This is a genomic window from Rhodococcus sp. JVH1, assembly GCF_000280725.2.
Lineage (GTDB): Bacteria > Actinomycetota > Actinomycetes > Mycobacteriales > Mycobacteriaceae > Rhodococcus_F > Rhodococcus_F jostii_A.
Genome location: NZ_CP166289.1, coordinates 5,841,552 through 5,859,277, shown reverse-complemented (window position 1 = coordinate 5,859,277; position 17,726 = coordinate 5,841,552). Strand labels below are relative to the sequence as shown.

19 protein-coding genes are annotated in these 17,726 nt (G+C 69.1%); 6 read left to right on the top strand and 13 right to left on the bottom strand.

Features of this window, described 5'->3' with window-relative positions; translation table 11 throughout:
- The first annotated feature begins 138 nt into the window (after positions 1-138).
- Positions 139-1,653, top strand: coding sequence for an APC family permease (locus tag JVH1_RS27195; protein ID WP_009474698.1), 1,515 nt, complete (start codon positions 139-141; stop codon positions 1,651-1,653).
- The gene (locus JVH1_RS27190) at positions 1,653-2,393 is read left to right on the top strand and encodes an IclR family transcriptional regulator (RefSeq protein ID WP_043778813.1); all 741 of its coding nucleotides are present in this window, start codon (positions 1,653-1,655) and stop codon (positions 2,391-2,393) included. The genes JVH1_RS27195 and JVH1_RS27190 overlap by 1 nt, the downstream gene beginning before the upstream one ends.
- A 9-nt stretch (positions 2,394-2,402) precedes the next feature.
- Here the strand turns inward: JVH1_RS27190 and JVH1_RS27185 are convergent, their stop codons facing one another.
- A complete protein-coding gene (locus JVH1_RS27185; RefSeq protein WP_051033667.1) occupies positions 2,403-5,654 on the bottom strand; it encodes a BTAD domain-containing putative transcriptional regulator in 3,252 nt (1,083 codons plus the stop codon).
- Between the two features lie 76 nt (positions 5,655-5,730).
- Here JVH1_RS27185 and JVH1_RS27180 point away from each other — a divergent pair, with 76 nt between their 5' ends.
- Positions 5,731-6,600, top strand: a complete 870-nt coding sequence (locus tag JVH1_RS27180) for a 1,4-dihydroxy-2-naphthoate polyprenyltransferase (protein WP_009474701.1) — start codon at positions 5,731-5,733, stop codon at positions 6,598-6,600.
- A 13-nt stretch (positions 6,601-6,613) separates the two neighbouring features.
- On the opposite strand, the gene JVH1_RS27175 is transcribed toward JVH1_RS27180, so the two are convergent.
- From JVH1_RS27175 to JVH1_RS27160, 4 genes are all read right to left on the bottom strand, one after another.
- Positions 6,614-6,994, bottom strand: coding sequence for a phage holin family protein (locus tag JVH1_RS27175; RefSeq protein ID WP_009474702.1), 381 nt, complete (start codon positions 6,992-6,994; stop codon positions 6,614-6,616).
- A gap of 59 nt (positions 6,995-7,053) precedes the next feature.
- Positions 7,054-7,620 carry a Clp protease N-terminal domain-containing protein gene (locus JVH1_RS27170; RefSeq protein WP_009474703.1) on the bottom strand — a complete coding sequence of 189 codons (567 nt, stop codon included), beginning with the start codon at positions 7,618-7,620 and terminating at the stop codon, positions 7,054-7,056.
- Positions 7,621-7,626: 6 nt separating this feature from the next.
- Complete coding sequence (locus JVH1_RS27165; protein ID WP_005258323.1) at positions 7,627-7,842, bottom strand: hypothetical protein; 216 nt, start codon at positions 7,840-7,842, stop codon at positions 7,627-7,629.
- Between the two features lie 66 nt (positions 7,843-7,908).
- Positions 7,909-8,661 (bottom strand): 1-acyl-sn-glycerol-3-phosphate acyltransferase, encoded by a 753-nt coding sequence (locus JVH1_RS27160; protein WP_009474704.1) that lies wholly within the window; start codon positions 8,659-8,661, stop codon positions 7,909-7,911.
- Positions 8,662-8,787: 126 nt separating this feature from the next.
- Between JVH1_RS27160 and JVH1_RS27155 the strand changes: the two genes are divergently transcribed.
- Positions 8,788-9,333 carry a GNAT family N-acetyltransferase gene (locus JVH1_RS27155; RefSeq protein WP_009474705.1) on the top strand — a complete coding sequence of 182 codons (546 nt, stop codon included), beginning with the start codon at positions 8,788-8,790 and terminating at the stop codon, positions 9,331-9,333.
- Here the strand turns inward: JVH1_RS27155 and JVH1_RS27150 are convergent.
- Both JVH1_RS27150 and JVH1_RS27145 read right to left on the bottom strand, forming a co-directional pair.
- On the bottom strand, positions 9,321-10,430 hold the full coding sequence (locus JVH1_RS27150; RefSeq protein WP_009474706.1) for a PLP-dependent cysteine synthase family protein: 1,110 nt from the start codon (positions 10,428-10,430) through the stop codon (positions 9,321-9,323). The genes JVH1_RS27155 and JVH1_RS27150 overlap by 13 nt on opposite strands.
- The gene (locus JVH1_RS27145) at positions 10,427-10,804 is read right to left on the bottom strand and encodes a DUF4229 domain-containing protein (RefSeq protein WP_009474707.1); all 378 of its coding nucleotides are present in this window, start codon (positions 10,802-10,804) and stop codon (positions 10,427-10,429) included. The genes JVH1_RS27150 and JVH1_RS27145 overlap by 4 nt, the downstream gene beginning before the upstream one ends.
- Before the next feature lie 187 nt (positions 10,805-10,991).
- Here JVH1_RS27145 and JVH1_RS27140 point away from each other — a divergent pair, with 187 nt between their 5' ends.
- A complete protein-coding gene (locus JVH1_RS27140; protein ID WP_005252019.1) occupies positions 10,992-11,219 on the top strand; it encodes a BldC family transcriptional regulator in 228 nt (75 codons plus the stop codon).
- 136 nt (positions 11,220-11,355) lie between these two features.
- Positions 11,356-11,559, top strand: a complete 204-nt coding sequence (locus tag JVH1_RS27135; protein WP_009474708.1) for a hypothetical protein — start codon at positions 11,356-11,358, stop codon at positions 11,557-11,559.
- A gap of 47 nt (positions 11,560-11,606) precedes the next feature.
- Here JVH1_RS27135 and JVH1_RS27130 read toward each other — a convergent pair whose 3' ends face one another.
- The 6 genes from JVH1_RS27130 to JVH1_RS27105 all read right to left on the bottom strand — a co-directional run bounded on the left by JVH1_RS27130 (position 11,607) and on the right by JVH1_RS27105 (position 17,724).
- The gene (locus tag JVH1_RS27130) at positions 11,607-12,911 is read right to left on the bottom strand and encodes a MinD/ParA family protein (protein WP_016882781.1); all 1,305 of its coding nucleotides are present in this window, start codon (positions 12,909-12,911) and stop codon (positions 11,607-11,609) included.
- Positions 12,912-13,006: 95 nt separating this feature from the next.
- Complete coding sequence (ccsB, locus tag JVH1_RS27125; RefSeq protein ID WP_009474711.1) at positions 13,007-13,984, bottom strand: c-type cytochrome biogenesis protein CcsB; 978 nt, start codon at positions 13,982-13,984, stop codon at positions 13,007-13,009.
- Positions 13,981-15,645, bottom strand: a complete 1,665-nt coding sequence (locus JVH1_RS27120; protein WP_009474712.1) for a cytochrome c biogenesis protein ResB — start codon at positions 15,643-15,645, stop codon at positions 13,981-13,983. The genes ccsB and JVH1_RS27120 overlap by 4 nt, the downstream gene beginning before the upstream one ends.
- Complete coding sequence (locus JVH1_RS27115) at positions 15,642-16,472, bottom strand: cytochrome c biogenesis CcdA family protein (RefSeq protein ID WP_009474713.1); 831 nt, start codon at positions 16,470-16,472, stop codon at positions 15,642-15,644. Before JVH1_RS27115 ends, JVH1_RS27120 begins: the two co-directional genes overlap by 4 nt.
- Positions 16,469-17,068: a TlpA disulfide reductase family protein gene (locus JVH1_RS27110; RefSeq protein WP_009474714.1), complete on the bottom strand. Its 600-nt coding sequence runs from the start codon at positions 17,066-17,068 to the stop codon at positions 16,469-16,471. The genes JVH1_RS27115 and JVH1_RS27110 overlap by 4 nt, the downstream gene beginning before the upstream one ends.
- Entirely contained in the window at positions 17,065-17,724 is a 660-nt protein-coding gene (locus tag JVH1_RS27105; protein ID WP_009474715.1) for a histidine phosphatase family protein, read from the bottom strand. Before JVH1_RS27105 ends, JVH1_RS27110 begins: the two co-directional genes overlap by 4 nt.
- Positions 17,725-17,726: the final 2 nt, after the last annotated feature.

Genomic DNA, 17,726 nt, shown 5'->3' with positions numbered 1-17,726 from the left:
GCGAGTCGGGAAGTTGTCGGCGGCGAAACAGTCTGAGGCCGGCGAGCGAGAACGGGCGCGGGCCGTTCTCACTCCCGAAGCGCAGTTCGACCCGAAACCGAAACTTTCCGGCAACACGACCCGGCTAGTTTCACGCGCATGTCAGCCCTTTCCGACGCCATCGCGCGTTCGTTCGCCACCGGCGAGCCCGAACGTCAGGCCGTGTCGCCGCTGCGTGCGCTGGGCCGGCGGCAGTTGTCGGGCTTCGAGGTTCTCGCCCAGTCGGTGGCCACGACGGCTCCGGCGGTGTCGATGGTGGTCCTGCCCGTCACCATGTTCACCCACCAGATGCTGCTGAGTGGTCTGATCACGATCGTCGTCGCCACGGTGGTGGTCTCCCTGATCGCGGTGTGCGTCTCGCAGTTCACGCGACGCATGGCGGCCGCGGGCGGCCTCTACAGCTTCGTGTTCCAGGGCCTCGGCACGCGTGCCGCGCTCACCGCCGGGGTCGCCATGCTGACCAAGTACGTGGGCAGTGCGGTGATGACGCTGTACCACGGTGGCCAGGCCGTGATCGCGACGCTCGGCTTCTTCGGGCTGGAGTTGCGCGAACCCGCCGAACGTCTCCTCGTGTACGCCGGGATCGCGATCGTGATCCTCGGCTGCCTGGTCCGCGGAGTGCGGTTCGCGGCCCTCGCCATCCTCGCCGTCGAATCGTGCTCGTTGCTCTTCATCGTCGGTCTGATGATCGTGACCGGCGCGGGCGGCCAGCACGCCGCAGTGCCGCCGTCCGATTCCGCGTACGGGCCGCTACTCATGACGCTGGCCGCGGTGTTCGCCCTGGCCGGCTTCGAGAGCGCGACGTTCTTCGGCCCGGAGGCCAAGCGCCCGCTCGCCACCGTCACCCGCACCGTGATGCTCACGCCGATGATCTGCGGCGGCCTGTTCATCTTCTCGGCGTGGGCCGCCTGGTCCGGTCGCACGGACACCCTGGTCAACGCGTACCTGCACGGCACCGGCACCGGGGTCGACCCGGCCGTGGTGATCGCCCTGAACCTCGGGTTGGGCACGTCGTGGCTGGCGTCGGCGATGGCGTCGTCGAATGCCGCGTCGCGCCTGCTGTATTCGATGGGGATCGAACGGGTCGTCCCGCGTCTGTTCGCCCGCGTGCACCGCAGCTACCGCACCCCGTACGCGGCACTGGCGGTCATCGTGTGCGCCGTGTGCGTCGGTGCCGCGACGTTCGGCATCGTCGGCAAATCGACCGGATTTTCTCACGTGCAGTTGATCGCCAGGACCGCGGTGGTCGCGGCGTACGTGCTGGTGGCCGTGGCATCGGTGCGGTTCCTCAGTCGCATCGGGGAACACACCCCTCTCGTCCTTGCGGCGGGAGTGGCGGGCAGCGCCGCCGGCGGAATCGTCCTGGCCTACATGCTGTTCGTGAACGTGGCCCACGGCTTCGCGATGGTCCCCACCGTGGTGCTGACCCTGTTGCTGTCGGGTTCGGCGTGGCAGCTGTACCTGCGATGGCGCCACCCGGCGAGTCTGCGGTCGATGGGTGTGTTCGACACGGCGGAAACGGATGATGTGCTGCCGGGAGCCGGGGTGTTCGCCACGGACGCCGCCGGAAACCTCGCGTTGACGGCGGCTGGACGTACCCCCGGGTCCCGGTGATGGGCGCCCGAGCCGGGGAGATCGCGGGCCACGAACCACGCGCCGTGCAGAAGGCACTCGCCCTGCTCGAGGCCGTGGCTCAGCTCGGGTCCGGGGCGACCGCGCGAGACATCGCCGCGCACGCGGGGATCCCCCAGGCCACGGCGTACCGGTTGCTCAATCTCCTGACCGCCGACGGCTATCTGGTGCGGATCGCCGACCTGTCCGGGTTCGCGCTGGGCCGGCGGACCAGGCAGCTCGCGGGGGCGGAGGCGCCGGACTCGGTCGACCACCACGCCGTGCTCGAGGAACTGCGGGAGCAGGTGCGTTTCGGGGTCCATCTGGCGTCGTTCGCGGGCGGCCGGGTACGACTGATCGACCGGGACCCCGACCACGAACTCAGCGGTGAGAACACGATTGCCGCGCACCTGCACGCGTCCGCCATCGGCAAGATCCTCCTCGCGTCCCGTCCGGACCTGGTGCCGCCGAGTCTGCGCCGGGTCACGTCGCGGACCATCACCGACATCGCCGCGCTGCAGGGCGAACTCGACGCCGTCCGCCACACGGGTTCGGCCCGAGAAGTCGACGAGGTGCGGGTGGGCCGCAGCGCGGTCGCCGTCCCGGTGCACGATGCGCAGAACGCGGTGGTCGGCTGTCTTGCGGCGATCGGCAAGACCGGACGCCTGGCCGTCGACGATCCCGAACTCACCGACCTCCTGCGCTCGTGCGCGGCCCGGGTGAGCGGCCGGGTCCCCGCCTGAGGCCGCCACTCACCTCGAACCGGCGAGCATGTCCAGGATTTCGGCGCGCACCGCGCGACGCGACCAGTTGCCGAACCGCTCCTGCGCCGACTCCCAGCGGTCCTGGCCCACGCGCGCGAGCACGAACGCGACGTGCCGGGGGTGTCGCAGCGACGCGATGTCCTGCCGGGCACGGGCTTTCACGGAGAGCGCCAGCAGCGCGAGGCCCCGGTCGGGATCACCGTGCGCGAGCTCGAAGCACCCCACCCCGGCCGCGACGGTTCCGGTGACCGGCAGATCCTGGTAGGCACCCTGTCCCAGCCTCGACAGCGCCGCCTCCGCGAGCTTCGGCACGAACTCCACCATCATCTCGGACCGGCCGTGCAGCACGTGGGCGCACACCACCGACGCCGCCAGCATCATTCCGAACGGATCGGCGTGCGGCTCGGTCAACATCCGGGGATACACCATGTCCAGCGCCTCGCGGTAGCGGGCGAGCCCGCGTTCGACGTCGCCGTCCGCGAGATCGATTTCCGCGAGACTGCCGGTGGCGGCGGCCCGCCATTCGTCCGGCCGGTGGTCGTCGGTCCCGGTGCCCGCGCCGCGATGCTCGAGTACCGTCTCGGCCAGCACCTTCCGGCCGGCCTCCACGTCACCGGCGGCGATCAGCGCGGAGGCCTGGAAGCCCCACAGCTGATCGGCCTCCTCCTGCGCACCCAGCTTCCGCATGCCGTCGACAGCATCCTGATAGTGCCGCACCGCGTCCCGGTACTCACCGGACTGGCTCTGCAGGGAACCGAGAAACTGCGACGCCATCGCCGTGCCCCACACGTCACCGATCCTCCCGCACAGTTCGGACACGGTCGTGGCATCCTTCATCGCGCCGCGGAAGTCGCCGAGGTTCTCCCGCATACTGGCCCGCGCGGAGACGGCGGCCGCGCGGGTCTCTCGATCCTCGGACCGCACGCCTTCCGCGACGATCCTCGCCAGGCGCCGACCCGAACCCAGAGACAGGATGAGTCGCACCGCGAACCCGGTGACCGACGGTAGGTCGGGGCGCTCCCGGAGCAGGTGACGCAGCCGGATCCGGGCACGGGCGAGCGTGCGCGTCTGGCCACCGAACACCAGGTGCATCGCCGCGAGAAGGAACGTGTACGCCACCAGTTCCGAACCGACGTCCGTCAGGTCGGCGTCCGCCGTCGACCCGAGAATCCGCGGGGTCCAGTTCATCACTTCCGAGTGCGCGCCCCGAATGGCCAACAGTCCGCCCAGCACCGGGAACACGGTCGCCACCGTCTCGGCGTCGTCGCGCTCGACCGCCCACCGGAGGACCGCGAGCAGGTTGTCGTGGTCGGCGTCGATGTCGTCCGCGAGCGCGACCTGGTCGGCACGGCACCGGCGGAGCGCATCGGAAGCGAACTGGCTTGCCCAGACCCCTTGGCGAGCAAACACTTCCGTTCCCTCGCCGGCCGCCGCGAGTTGTTCCTCGCCGTATTCACGCACCGTCTCGAGCATGTAGTAGCGCAGTGTGTCCGACGTCTCCGACACGGACAGCAGCGATTGGTTGACGAGGCCCTCGACGGCGTCCACGACGTCGTCGACGCCGTCCCACTCCGCGATCGTCCGGGCGGCGTCGAGAGTGAACCCGGCCGGGAACCGGCAGAGTCTGCGCAGCGCGATCTGCTGTTGCTCACCCAGAAGCTGCCAGCTCCAGTCGATGACGGCGTGCAGGGTGCGGTGCCGTTCGGGCGACGTCGGGTCGTGGGATCGCAGTAGCGCGAACCGGTGCTCGAGCCGTCGGCCGATGTCCTCGACGCTCATGCTGCGCACCCGGGCCGCGGCGAGTTCGATCGCGAGCGGGAGACCGTCGAGGGTGCGGCAGACGCTGCGCACCGTTTCCGGGTCGAGGCGCGCGGTGGGCCGAACGGCGCGAGCCCGCGCCGTGAACAGTTGCACGGCCGGCGCGTCGTCGTCGTCGATCGCCAGCGGCGGCAGCGGGTACACGGCCTCGGACGCGAGCATGAGAGGGGACCGGCTGGTGGCGAGGACGGTCAGCTGGTCGCCGGCGGCCACCAGGTCGGCCACGACCTCGGAGCAGGCGCCGATGACGTGCTTACAGTTGTCGAGGATCAGGAGCATGGGCCCTGCCGACAGCGCTTCCCGGAGCCGTTCCCGCGCCGAATGGACGCGGCTGACCGTGAGCCGGCCCGGCGCGATGTCGACCTCGCTGAGCCCGAGCGTGCTGCTGATCGCCGCCACGACGTCCTCGCTGCTGCGCAGCGACGCGAGTTCCACCAGAGCCACGGACGTTCCCGCGGCTGCCCGCGCGCCCAGTTCGTGGGCGAGTCGCGTCTTGCCGGCACCGCCGGGCCCGAGGACGGTCACCACCCGCGAGGATGTGAGCAGCTTCTCGATCTCCGCGATGTCCGAGTCGCGTCCCAGGAGCGCGTTGGGTGCCGCGCGGAGCCCGATCGCCGTCCGATCCGGCGACGCGAGGTGCGGAGCCGCCACGTCATCGGAACGTCCGCCCCGCAGGATCTCGGTGTGCAGGGCGACGAGCGCCGGCGACGGATCGGACCCCAGCCGGGACACCATCCGCTTGCGGAACGTCGCGAACACGTCCAGCGCCTCGTTGTCCCGTCCGAGCCCGGCGAGCGCCCGCATCAGGTGCGCGTGCGCCTGCTCGTCGAGAGGTTCGGCGGCGACGTGGGCCAGCGCCTTCGGGAGGGCGGCGTCCCAGTCCTCCACCTTCACCAGCGCAGCAAGTTCCGCGGCCTCGAGTTGCGCCCGGATCACGGCGGCGTCGGCAGCGAGTTCCGTTGCGGCGGCACTGCCGGGAAGGTCGGCGCCGGGGTCGCCGCGCCACAGCGCGAGGACGTCGCGGATCTCGTCGGGCCCGACGCTGCGACCGTTCCCCCGGCCCCGCAGCCGACGTGCCACGTCTTCTGCGCGCGCCAGATCGACGGCATCCCTGGGCACCGCCAGCCGGTAACCGGCCGGGCCGATCTCCAGTGCTCCGTCCGGCAACGCCGCACGCAGACGGGAGACCTGCGTGTGCAGCGCGTTCATCGGGGACCGCGGCGGATCGTCGCCCCACACCTCGTCGATGAGGGCCTGCGCCGACCGACTCCGGCCGGGATCGCGGGCGAGCGCCACCAGCAGACTGCGCGCGCGGGTGCCGGGCAGCGGTGCGAGCACGCCCGATCGCCACGTCGATACCTCACCCAGCAAGGCGACCTGGATCGGTGTGCTCGCCGGCGCCACCCTCTCGTCCACGCTCATGTGCTGGTCCACCGCGTTCGATGGTATTGCACGGCGTGGGTGCGGGCGTCTTCTCGCTCGGTGCAAAGATCGGTACATGGCAACGGCTGCTCAATGGATCGAAGGCGCTCGACCGCGCACCCTCCCGAACGCGATCGCCCCGGTGCTCGTGGGCACCGGCGCCGCGGCGTCGCTCGGCGGCGCGGTGTGGTGGAAGGCAGTGTTGGCACTGGTGGTCTCTCTCGCGTTGATCGTGGGCGTCAATTTCGCCAACGACTACTCGGACGGGATCCGCGGCACCGACGACGAGCGGGTGGGGCCGCTGCGGCTCGTCGGGTCGAAGCTGGTGAAACCGTCGGCGGTGAAGGCTGCGGCCATCGCCTGCTTCGGCGTCGCCGCGGTGGCCGGTCTGGCCCTCGCCGTCACCACCGCCTGGTGGCTCGTGCTGATCGGCGCCCTCTGCATCGTGGGCGCCTGGTTCTACACCGGCGGCAAGAAGCCGTACGGGTACAGCGGCTTCGGCGAGGTCGCCGTCTTCGTGTTCTTCGGTCTCGTCGCCGTGCTGGGCACCCAGTACGTGCAGGCCGAGACGGTGGACTGGGCCGGTCTCGTGTCCGCGATCGCAGTCGGTTCGTTCTCGAGCGCGGTTCTCGTCGCCAACAATCTGCGGGACATTCCCACCGACACCGAGTCCGGCAAGCGCACGCTCGCCGTCCGGCTCGGCGACTCGCGCACCCGCATCCTGCATCTCGTCACGCTGACGGTTCCGTTCGTGGTGACTCTCGTCCTGGTGCTGCGCACCCCCTGGTCGCTCGTCGGGCTGCTCGCGCTGCCTCTCGCGGTCCGGGCGAACGCGCCGGTCCGCTCCGGCGGCCTGGGCCTCGCACTGATTCCCGCGCTTCGGGATTCGGGGCTGGCGATGCTGATGTGGGGCGCCGCCACCGCCGTGGCCCTGTCGGCCGCCTGAGCGGCCCGCCGGGTCAGTCGCCGTCCGGGAGGACGATACCGAGGATGAAGTTGACGATCGAGATGATCAGGCCTCCCCACACGGCGGTCCAGAAGCCGTCGACGGTCAGTCCGTAATCGGTCTGGGAGCTCAACCATGCGGTGAGCAGCAGCATCAGGGCGTTGATCACCAGGGTGAACAGGCCGAGCGTCAGGATCAGCAACGGCAGCGACAGCAGCTTCACCAGTGGTTTGACGAAGATGTTGACGACGGTGAACACCGCCGCGATGCCGAGCAGCACCACGATGTCCCATCCGGTTCCGTTGCCCGAACTGGAGATGTCGATGCCCGACACCCAGGCTGCCGCCAGCCAGATCGCGAACGCGTTGATGACGAGGCGTACCAAGAAGGTCATGGGTGCATGCTGGCACACCGTTCGGACAAACGGGAACCGGATAACCCGGGACCGGACGGTCAGGCGGCGCGGTCGTCGAGTGCCGCGTGGACGCGACGGCGGAGTTCGCCGACACCGATCTGGACCTCGAGGATCTCCCGCGTCGTGCCGTCGGCCATTCGCAGCACTCCGAGGAGAATGTGCTCGGCGCCGATGTGATCGTCCTTGCGCGCCAGCGCCTCCCGCAGTGACAGTTCGATCGCCTTCTTGGCGTCGCGGGTGAACCCGATGTGCCCCGACTTCCGGCCGAACCAGCCGCGCTTCTCCGACGGCTCCTCGGGATCGAGGACGCCCTTGCCGAAGTTCCGCTCGAGGCTCTGACGCACCGCGTCGAGGTCGATGCCGATCGATTCGAGCGCTTCCGCGTCGGCGGCACTCAAGGCCGTGCCGCGCGTCGCGACGGTCGATCGCGACTTCTCCTCCTCGATGGCGGCGTCGGCGAGGATGCCGTGGACGGGTTCGGTTTTGACGGACAGCAGCGCGAGCACGAGGTGTTCGGGCCCGATCTGTGGCGACTTCAGTACGCGCGCTTCCTGTTGCGCGCCGATCACCACGGCCCGAGCGTCCGTCGAGAATCGTTCGAACATGCGCCGTTACCTCCCTCTCCGATTGTGCTTCTGATGGACGGCCTGCCTGCTCACCTCGAGGGAGTCGGCGATCGCCTGCCAGGACCAGCCCTGGGCGCGGGCGTTGGCGACCTGGATGGCCTCGAGCCGTTCGAGGAGACGCCGCAGCGCACGCACGGCCCGCAACCCCTCGGCGGGGTCTGGGCTGCCCGCTGCTGCGGCGAGCGTGGTTGCTTCGGTCATGCATGTCAATCTAGGTTGACACCGATCGGGTGTCAACCCTCCTTGACAGATCCCCGGGGGCGGTCGTCAGTACGCCGCGACCGCCCCGTCGACGGCGATCTGCAGGTCCTTCTGCACGACGTGGGCGATGTCCATCGGTTTCGCCGGAAGGTCGAACAGCGGCTCGCCGACGAAGACGCTGGCCGACTTCACGTTCTCGGTATCGGGCCCATCGGCGTCCGGCCCGTAACTGAGGCCGATGGACAGCAGCACGGGTGAGACTCCGCGATCTGCCGCACGTTTCGCGATGTGACCGATGCCGCTGTTTATGTGCTGCAGGCGGGTCGGGTCGTCCTCGTTGCACGTGCCCTCGGGAAAGATCGCCAGGTTGTCACCGCGGCACAGCCGTTCGGCGGAGATGTCCATCATGAGCCTGCCTGCATCGGCGACCGCCCGCAGACCGTAGTTCTTGCTGCGGAACACCGGGATACCGCCCATCATGTCGACCTTCTTGTGCAGGTCGGGATCGACGAACAATTCGTCCTTCGCGAGCACCCGGGTGCGTCCGATCGCGCGGCGCAGCGGCGTCTTCCAGGCCGTGGCCGCGAGCGTGTACTGATCGCTGTGGGTGATGTGATTGGCGGCGACGATCAGCACCCTGCCGGACTTCACCAGCCCGGCCAGCTGCGCCTTCGCGTCGTCGGCGTACGTGATCCGCGGCCGGTACTTCGCATACAGCGACGCGTACGCCAGCTTGGCGAGCGCCCGATTCTGCTGATGGTCGCGGTAGTACGCGTACACCGCTTCGTAGTTCTCGAGAGTTACCTCGGGCTTGTCCATCCTCGTCCCCGATCCGTCGTCCTATCGCCAGGCTACCAACCTACGGTTGCGTAGCCTACGGTGGAGTAAGTTTGGGAAAGTGCAGGGAAACTGTGCGAACAGCACGATTTCGGGTAAAAAAGACCTGTGATCCGCCCGGCCATTTCCACCGACCTGCCCGCTCTGCAAGACATCGAAATCGCGGCGGGTGCGCCGTTTCGTGACATCGGAATGGACGCCGTCGCCGACGATCCCCCGTTCACACTCGACGAGCTGACCGAATACCTCCAGCTGGAATGCATTTGGGTCGCCGTCGACGCAGACGACGCACCGGTCGCATACGCACTCGTCGCCGTGGTCGACGGAGCCGCCCACATCGAGCAGGTGTCGGTCCACCCCGGCCACGCCCGCCAGGGGCTCGGCGCCCTGCTCCTCGACGAGATCTCGTCGTGGGCGGCGGTCCGCGGACTGCCCGCCCTCACCCTCACCACGTTCGTCGACGTCCCGTGGAACGCCCCCTACTACGAGCGGCTGGGTTTCCGTCCCCTGCCGGAAGACACCCTGACCCCGGGCCTGTCGCGCATCCGCGCCGACGAGGCCCGGCACGGCCTCGCCGCGTGGCCGCGGGTCACGATGTCCCGCCCGGTGACGGCGCCGGTGCGGACCGCCGCGACCGCGCCTCAGCCGGGCTGACCCGGCCACTCCCCCGTCGCAGCGAAGCGGTCGAGCACCGCGGCCGGACCCGTGAGGTCGATACCCTCCCCGGCCACCCAGTCGTCGTCGAAGTAGGTGTCCGCGTAGCGTTCGCCGCCGTCGCACAGGATCGTGACCACACTGCCGGACCGTCCGGCCGCGAGCATCTCGGCGACGACGGTGAACGCACCCCACAGGTTCGTTCCCGTGGAGCCGCCGACCCGGCGGCCCAGCACCGAACTGGCGTGCCGAGCCGTGGCGATGGACGCGGCGTCGGGCACCCGCATCATCCGGTCGATGACCTGCCCGACGAACGACGGCTCCACCCGCGGCCTGCCGATGCCCTCGATGCGCGAGGGCATCCCCGTCGCGTAGTCGCAGGAGTTGGAGTCGTAGCCGCCGAAGAACGCCGAGTTCTCCGGATCGACCACGAGCAGACGGGTCGCGTGCCTGCGGTAGCGGATGTACCGGCCTAGCGTCGCGCTGGTGCCGCCGGTTCCGGCGCTCATGACGAGCCAGTCCGGCACCGGATGCTCTTCACGAATCATCTGGTGGTAGATCGACTCGGCGATATTGTTGTTGCCCCGCCAGTCGGTGGCCCGCTCCGCGTGCGTGAACTGGTCCATGAAGTGACCGTTCGTTTCCGCGGCGAGCCGCCGGGCCTCGCTGTAGATCTCCGGCGGCCGGTCGATGAAGTGGCAGCGACCGCCCTGCGCCTCGATGAGCGCGATCTTCGCGCCGCTCGTGCTGCGCGGCATGACGGCCACGAAGTCGAGACCGAGCATCTTCGCGAAGTACGCCTCGCTGACGGCCGTGGACCCCGAGGACGCCTCGATGACCGTCGTCCCCTCGGTGATCCATCCGTTGCAGATCGCGTAGAGGAACAGCGACCGGGCCAGGCGATGCTTGAGGCTGCCCGTGATGTGGGTCGACTCGTCCTTCAGATAGAGCTGCACACCCCATTCGACGGGCAGCGGGTACCGCAGCAGGTGCGTGTCGGCGCTGCGCTGCGCATCGGCGTCGATGAGGCGGACGGCGTTGTCCACCCAGTCACGCGGAAAGCTCCGGTCGATGACGACGCAGTCGCCGTCCGTCACCGGGACGTGCCCTCACCGCGGAGCCTGGCACGCAGGTCGGCCTGGTCGGCGCGACGCTGCGCGTCGAACGCGGCGATCCCCTCGTTGACCCGCCGACGGAGTTTCGCGAACAGCAGCAGCGACAGCGGGAGCGCGATGAGGACCGCGAAGATGGCCGCGACGAGCAGCGGCACGGCGACTCCGACGAGTGCGGCCACCCCGAGGATGATGGCGCCGATGACGACGACCAGCAGTAGCCGGGCGATCGAATAGATCGCGACGTCGCGCGCTAACTGCCCCTTGGTCACCCGCCCGTCCGGCTTCGCCGGTGCGCTCGAATCGGCTGCGACGGGGCGCTCGACCTGGTCTTCTGGCTTCTCGGATGACTCACTCACGCTCCCAGGTTACCCATCGCCGAGGCCACTCCTCACACGTCCGACTTATCCGATTTGTCTATTACCTCCCCTTTACCAACATTAGATCGTTCGAGTACCCGGGGTGCCAGATGCCACGATGACCGAGATCAGTCGCAACAGCGGCCGGCTTCAGCACAGACCAGTCGAAAGCAGTGGAGGACCGTCGATGAGCGCACCCACCTACAACGGACCCGGATTCAGCGGATCCAACGAAGCCCTCATGACCCCGGGCCAGGTGGCTGCCCTGTTCCATGTCGACCCGAAGACCGTGACGCGATGGGCGCACGCGGGCCGGCTCGGATCGCTGCGCACCCCCGGCGGGCACCGCCGCTTCCGCGAGGCCGAGGTCATGCAGCTGCTCCGCTCCCTCACGACGGAGGCAGGCCGACCCTGACGCTGGGCGGGCAGCCGCAGGGCTGACCGCGACCGCACTACCCGGGACGCACTGCGACCGGGCAGGTGCCCTCTGCCGCCGAGGCGGCTACGCTCAGGGATACCGGCTACCCTCGAGCGGTGTAAGGAGGTGCGCGGTGATCTATCTGTTGGCACTCATCGGGCTCGTGACAGTGGCGGTCCTGCTCTGGAAGGCATTCGGCCCGAACACGAGGCCCGTGCTCAGCAATCGGGTGCAGGGACCCGACGACGACCCGGATTTCCTCTGGAAGGTGGATCGGGAGACCCGTCGGAAGAAGTCCGACGAACCCGAGGCCGGTCCGGCGGACCCCGCCGGGTGAGCCGAAGCCGGGGTGCCGGTCGACCCGGCACCCTCGGCGTCATTGCCTCAGCGACGATCCTGTAGCGCGAAACTGGACGCAGGGAAGTCCGACGCGACCGCGGCGGCCAATTCGAGAAGAGCGGTGCGCGTCTTGGGACGCAGCCGCTCGAGTTCGATTTCGGCTCCCTCTTCGAGGTGCGGATCGAACGGAATCAGCCGGACGAGGCGGCACCGCTGCTCGAAGTGCTCGACGACCTTCGGCAGGTCCACCTTGCCCGACCGTGGTCGCACCGCGTTCACGACGGCCACCGACCGGGACACCAGTTCGCGGTATCCGTGGGCGTCGAGCCAGTCGAGGGTCGCGGAGGCGCTGCGGGCGCCGTCGACGGAGCCCGAGCTGACCACCACGAGCGCGTCGGCCTCTTCGAGGATGGTCTGCATGGCGGAATGCATCAGCCCGGTGCCGCAGTCGGTGAGGACGATGCTGTAGAACTTCTCGAGCATCGTGACGGTCCGCGAGTAGTCGTCCGCGCTGAACGCCTCCGACACCGCCGGGTCGCTGTCGGATGCGAGCACCTCGAGCCGGTGCCTGCTCTGGGACGTGTAACTGCGGACGTCGCTGTACTTTTCGATGCTCTGCTCGTCGCGCAGCAGGTTGCGCACCGTGGCCGGGGTCTCGAGGGGAATCTTCTGACTGAGCGTGCCCCGGTCGGGGTTGGCGTCGACGGCGATGACGCGGTCGCCGCGCAGTGACGCGAACGTGGAGCCGAGGGTCGCGGTGGTGGTGGTCTTGCCCACTCCGCCCTTGAGGCTCAGCAAGGCGATCTTGTAGCAACCCTGCAGCGGCTGGTTGACCTGCTTGGTCAGCTCGATCCGACGCTGTTCCTTCGCACTGTTGCCGACGTTGATGTAGCGGCCGGACAGTTGGTACAGCGCCTTGCGCCACCCCGTGGTGGGGGCCGGCTTGACCTGCTTGAGGAGCAGCGACGTCGACAGGTCACGCGCCGACACCGCGTACTGCTGATCGGCATTCGTGTCGTGGGGGCGGGGATGCTGGGGTGTGTGCTGGATCGGCGCCTGCTGCGGCGGCGTGAACGCTCCCTGCGCGGGAGCCTGCTGCGGAGCCGGGGCCTGCTGCGGGGCAGGCGCCTGTTGCGGGACGGGTGCGGCGGCCGGGGCCTGGGTCTGCGGCCGCGCGGGTGCGGCGGAGGGGGCCTGGACACCGGGCTGCGCGAACGGGTTGGGACCCTGCGGCTGGACGTACGGGGCCTGCCGCGCGGCGTTCCATGCGGCGGCCGATGCGTGGTCGTCCAAGGGCGGATTCGATGCAGGCCGTACCGGCTCCCACATGCCGGCGTTGTTTTCGGACATGGCTGAACATCCCCCTCGTGAAGTCTCCATCGTCCCCACCGGTTTCACACCGGTCGGAGACGTCGCGGCGGAAGGATATCAGTCGGTGACTACCGTCAGTTGAGGCCCGCGTACGAGTGCAATCCCGACACCACCATGTTGATGATGAACAGGTTGAACAGCATCGCGACGAAGCCCGCCACGTTGATCCATGCGGCCTTGGTGTCGCGCCAGCCCGACGTCGCGCGGGCGTGGAGGTAGGCGGCGTAGATCACCCAGGCGATGAACGACACCGTTTCCTTGGGGTCCCAGCCCCAGAATCGGCCCCAGGCGGCCTCGGCCCAGATGGCGCCGAGGATGACGCCCGCACCGAACAGCGGGAACCCGATGATGGTGGTCTTGTACGCCAGCCGGTCCAGGGTCTGCGCGTCGGGCAGCCGCTCCGCGATCCGCGCGAACACGCCCGTTCCCTCCTCGCCGCGCGGGTACCGCATGCGCAGCAGGAACAGCAGGCTCGCGATGCCCGACACCAGGAACACACCGGAACCGACGCTCACGATGGTGACGTGGATGGGCAGCCAGTACGACCGCAGTGCGGGCACCACGGGCGCCGCGTCCGCGTACAGCACGGTGGCGGCGAGGAACATCAGGATCAGGACGGGGACGAGCAGGAACACCCACATCGACCGGTACGCCGGCTTCGACAGGAGTGCGAGACCGACGACGAGTGCGGCCGCGCAGGCCATGGTCACGAACTCGTACATGTTGCCGAGCGGGAACCGTTCGGTGGCGAATCCGCGCAGCACGATCGACGCGAAGATCAGCACCGTGCCGACGACGAGCACGGCCGCGCCCATCCCGCCGAAGCGCTCGGACATGGGCTTCTTCGGCTGCTCGACCACTCGGCCGGGAACCGAGGGCGCATCGGCCGGGCGGGTGCCGGAGCCTGCCGACACGAGTTCCCGGTCCTGCACGGCCTGCGCCCGGGTGGACGCGTACTGCACGATGAGCAGCACGAGTGCCAGCACCAGCACGGTGAAGGCTGATCGGAAGGCCCAGTCGCTGTACTGCGCCAGTGTCTCGTTGGTCGTCATCGTTGGCTCTCCTGCGCGTCAGGCTTCGTGTCGTCCGTGAGCAGACGGGTGCAGAGTCGGCCGAACTCGTCGCCCCAGCCGGCCTGATCGGTCCGGGCGAGTCCACCAAGCTCTACTACAGTACGTCGTGGGTCAAGATCGGAAGCGCCCGCGGGGTAGATGCGAGCCCAGACGCGGCGACGCTTGACCAGCAGCGAGACGAGCAACCCGGCCATCATCGTCAGCGCCGACACCAGCACCCACTGCTGCGCCGGGTCGTGCGACACCTGCAGGTTCACGAAGTCCACGGCACCGTCGAACCGCACCTGGGTGCCGTCGGCCAGCGTCGAACTCTCCCCCGGTTTCAGATTCACCCGGTCCTGCTTCACGAGCCGGCCCTGGTTGATCAGTTCGGTGTTCAGCGAGAACAACGACTGCGGATTGCCGGTGTCGAGGCCGGTGTCGCCCTTGTAGATGTCGATGGCCACGGCCGGGTCGTTCATGGCCGGGTAACTCGACGCCAGCAGATTTCCGTGGAACAGCGCGGTCGGGGCGAACAGTCCCTCGATCGCGATCTGATTCTTCCGGCGCTCGTCGGTGTCCGTGTACAAGCCGCCGGGCGGGTCGAACCGCATCGCGCCGCTGCTGAGGAACGTCGTCGCGTCGTCGGGCCGCCACTGCAGCGTCTCCGTGCGGGTTTCCCCGTTCGGGAACGTGACGGTGAACGTCGGCGCGTACCCGTGCCCCTGCAGGTAGACGCGGTCACCCTCGACGCGCAGCGGGTGGTTGACCTGCAACTGTCCGTCCCGCCACGTGTTCGTCTCGAGGTCGTCGCCGGCCTGGTAGGCGATGTTGGACGTGAACATCTCGGCCTGACCGCTGTCGAGGTAGTCGGCCGCGAAGTCCTTGACCTTGACGCACAGCGGCGTCATGCCGGTGCCGTCCTGCGTGTTGCCCGCTTTGAAGGAGTCGAAGACCGCGGGCGACGTGGTGCAGAAGCCGGGACCGTTGTTGGCGACCACGATGACGTTGCCCTCGTAGCCGAACAGCTTGCCGACGGCGATCGCGACCAGCAACGCGACGAGCGACAGGTGGAAGACGAGGTTACCGAGTTCGCGGAAGTACCCCTTCTCCGCCGAGATGGTGATCTCGCCGGCGTGTGCGGCGCGTTCCCCGCCCTCGCGGGTCTCGACCCGCCACCCCTTCAGGTGAGCGCGGATGCGGGTGGCGAGTTCCTCCGGTGTCTCGTCGACGCGGTCCTCGTGGTGGTGCGGAAGTCGCGCGAGGTTCCGCGGGGCAGGCACCGGACGGGTGCGCAGCGCCTTGGCGTGGTCGACGCAGCGCGGAAGGATGCAGCCGACGAGGGAGACGAAGAGCAGGACGTAGATCGCGGTGAACCAGAAGCTGCCGAACACGTCGAACAGCTCGAGCTTGTCCATCCACGGGCCGAGGGTCGGCCGGTTCGAGATGTACTCGTCGACCTTGCCCGCGTTGAGGCTGCGCTGCGGGAGCAGGGCGCCCGGAATGGCCGCGAGGGCCAGCAGGAACAGCAGCACCAGCGCGGTGCGCATGGACGTGAGGCCACGCCAGGTGTTGCGGACGAGCGCGAATGCGCGACCCGGCAGCGATTGACGGGGCACCGGTGCGGCTTCCGGGGCCTCGGGGGTCTGGGTGTCGCTCATATGGGGAGAGTCACTTCCGAGATGAAGGCGTCGCGAACCCAGCCGACGAACTGGTCCCACGCGCCGGTGACGAGGGCGATGCCCACGGCCACCAGCATGATTCCGCCGAAGATTTGAATGGTGCGCGCGTTGCGGCGCAGCCAGCCGACACCGCGCAGCGCGCGGGACGAGCCGAGCGCCAGGATCACGAACGGCAGCCCGAGGCCGAGGCAGTACGCGACGATCAGGGCCACTCCGCGGGCGGCGGTGGCACCGTCGGTGCCTGCGGCCAGGGAGATGACACCCGCCAGGGTGGGGCCGAGGCACGGGGTCCAGCCCAGTGCAAACACGGCACCGAGGAGAGGCGCCCCGGCCAGGCTGGAGATCCGGCGCGGCTCGAGCCTCGTGTCCCGCTGCAGGGCCGGGATCAGACCGATGAACACCAGGCCCATGGCGATGGTGACCACCCCACCGACCCGCATCAGGACGTCGCGGTTGATCGCGAGGGCCGAGATGGCGCCGAACACGGACGCGGTGGCCAGCACGAATACCACGGTGAAACCGGCGACGAACAGGGCCGCGGCGCCCGCGACCCGCAGCCGTCCGTCGGCGGCAGTCTTCGTGCGGGTGGCCGCCTCCTCCGCGGTGACGGCCGGTGCGTCCGCGCCGACCACACCTGCGAGGTAGGACAGGTATCCCGGAACGAGAGGCACGACGCACGGCGACGCGAACGACACCAGACCGGCGAGGACGCACGCACCGAGCGCGAGCAGCAGCGGTCCGGATGCCGCGGTGGACTGGAAGGCGTCGCCGACGCCGCCGGCGAGAAGGGTGGTGCTGGTGCTCACGATTCCTGTGCCACCCGTTCGACCACCGGCTTCAGGTCCTCGGCGAGCAGTTCCTTCAGGAACACGGCGGCCACGCGGTGTTCCCGGTCGAGCACGATCGTGGTGGGGATGACGCTCGTGGGGTAGTTCTGCCCCAGCGCGATCATCGTCCGCATGGCGGGGTCGTAGATCGACGGATACGACACCTTGTTGTCGATCACGAAGTCCTGCGCCTTGTCCTGCTGGTTGTCCCGCACGTTGATCCCGAGGAACGACACTCCCTGATCCTTGGTCTCCTCGTACACCTGCTCGAGGTCGTTCGCCTCACCCCGGCACGGGCCGCACCACTGCCCCCACACGTTGAGGACAACCACCTGCCCCTCGAAATCGTCGAGCGAGGTGGTCTTGCCCTCGGTCATCAGGTCGGGTCCGGACACCGTGCCGATGGTGCCGCGGTCGGCAGGCGGGTCGTAGAAGATCTCCGTCTGCCCGCCCGGCGACACGAAGTCGAACGTGCCGCCCTGGGCCACGGCGTCGTCGCCGGACGCACACGCCGTCAGCGACACCGCGGCCGTACAGATCACCGCGAGAAGCCCGGCGAAGCGCCCCCGACTCATGCCCCGGTCACCCTCGGATCCGACGCGCCCGCGGGCTCCGAGTACACGATGTCGATGAGGGTGTCGCCCTCGTAGACGAGGGAGGTCAGCGACGCGAGACCGCACTGACGGTGCCGCGGGTCGTGCCACAGCCGCTCCCCCTGCAGGAACCGGCGGAGGGTCCAGACGGGGAGTTGGTGGCTGACGACGACGGCCTCGTGACCCACCGCCGACACGCGGGCGCTGTTGACGGCGGCCAGCATGCGGTGCGCGATCTGCAGGTACGGCTCGCCCCACGACGGGGTGAACGGGTCGCGGAGTTTCCACCAGTGCCGGGGGCGAGACAGCGCGCCGTCGCCGACGGACACCTTGAGGCCCTCGAATTCGTTGCCCGCCTCGATGAGGTTCTCGTCGGTCGCGAGCTCGACGCCGTGTGCGTCGGCGATCGGGGCGGCCGTCTCCTGCGCCCGCTGCAGCGGCGAGGACACCACGTGGGTGATGTCGTGCTTGGCCAGTACCGACGCCACCGCGCGGGCCTGCGCCTCACCCGTCACCGACAGCCGGAACCCGGGGAGCCTGCCGTAGAGGATTCCCCGCGGGTTGTGCACCTCGCCGTGCCGGAGCACGTGCACGATGGTGCGGGTCTGTGTGTGGTCGGGATGATCGGCTTCGGTCACGT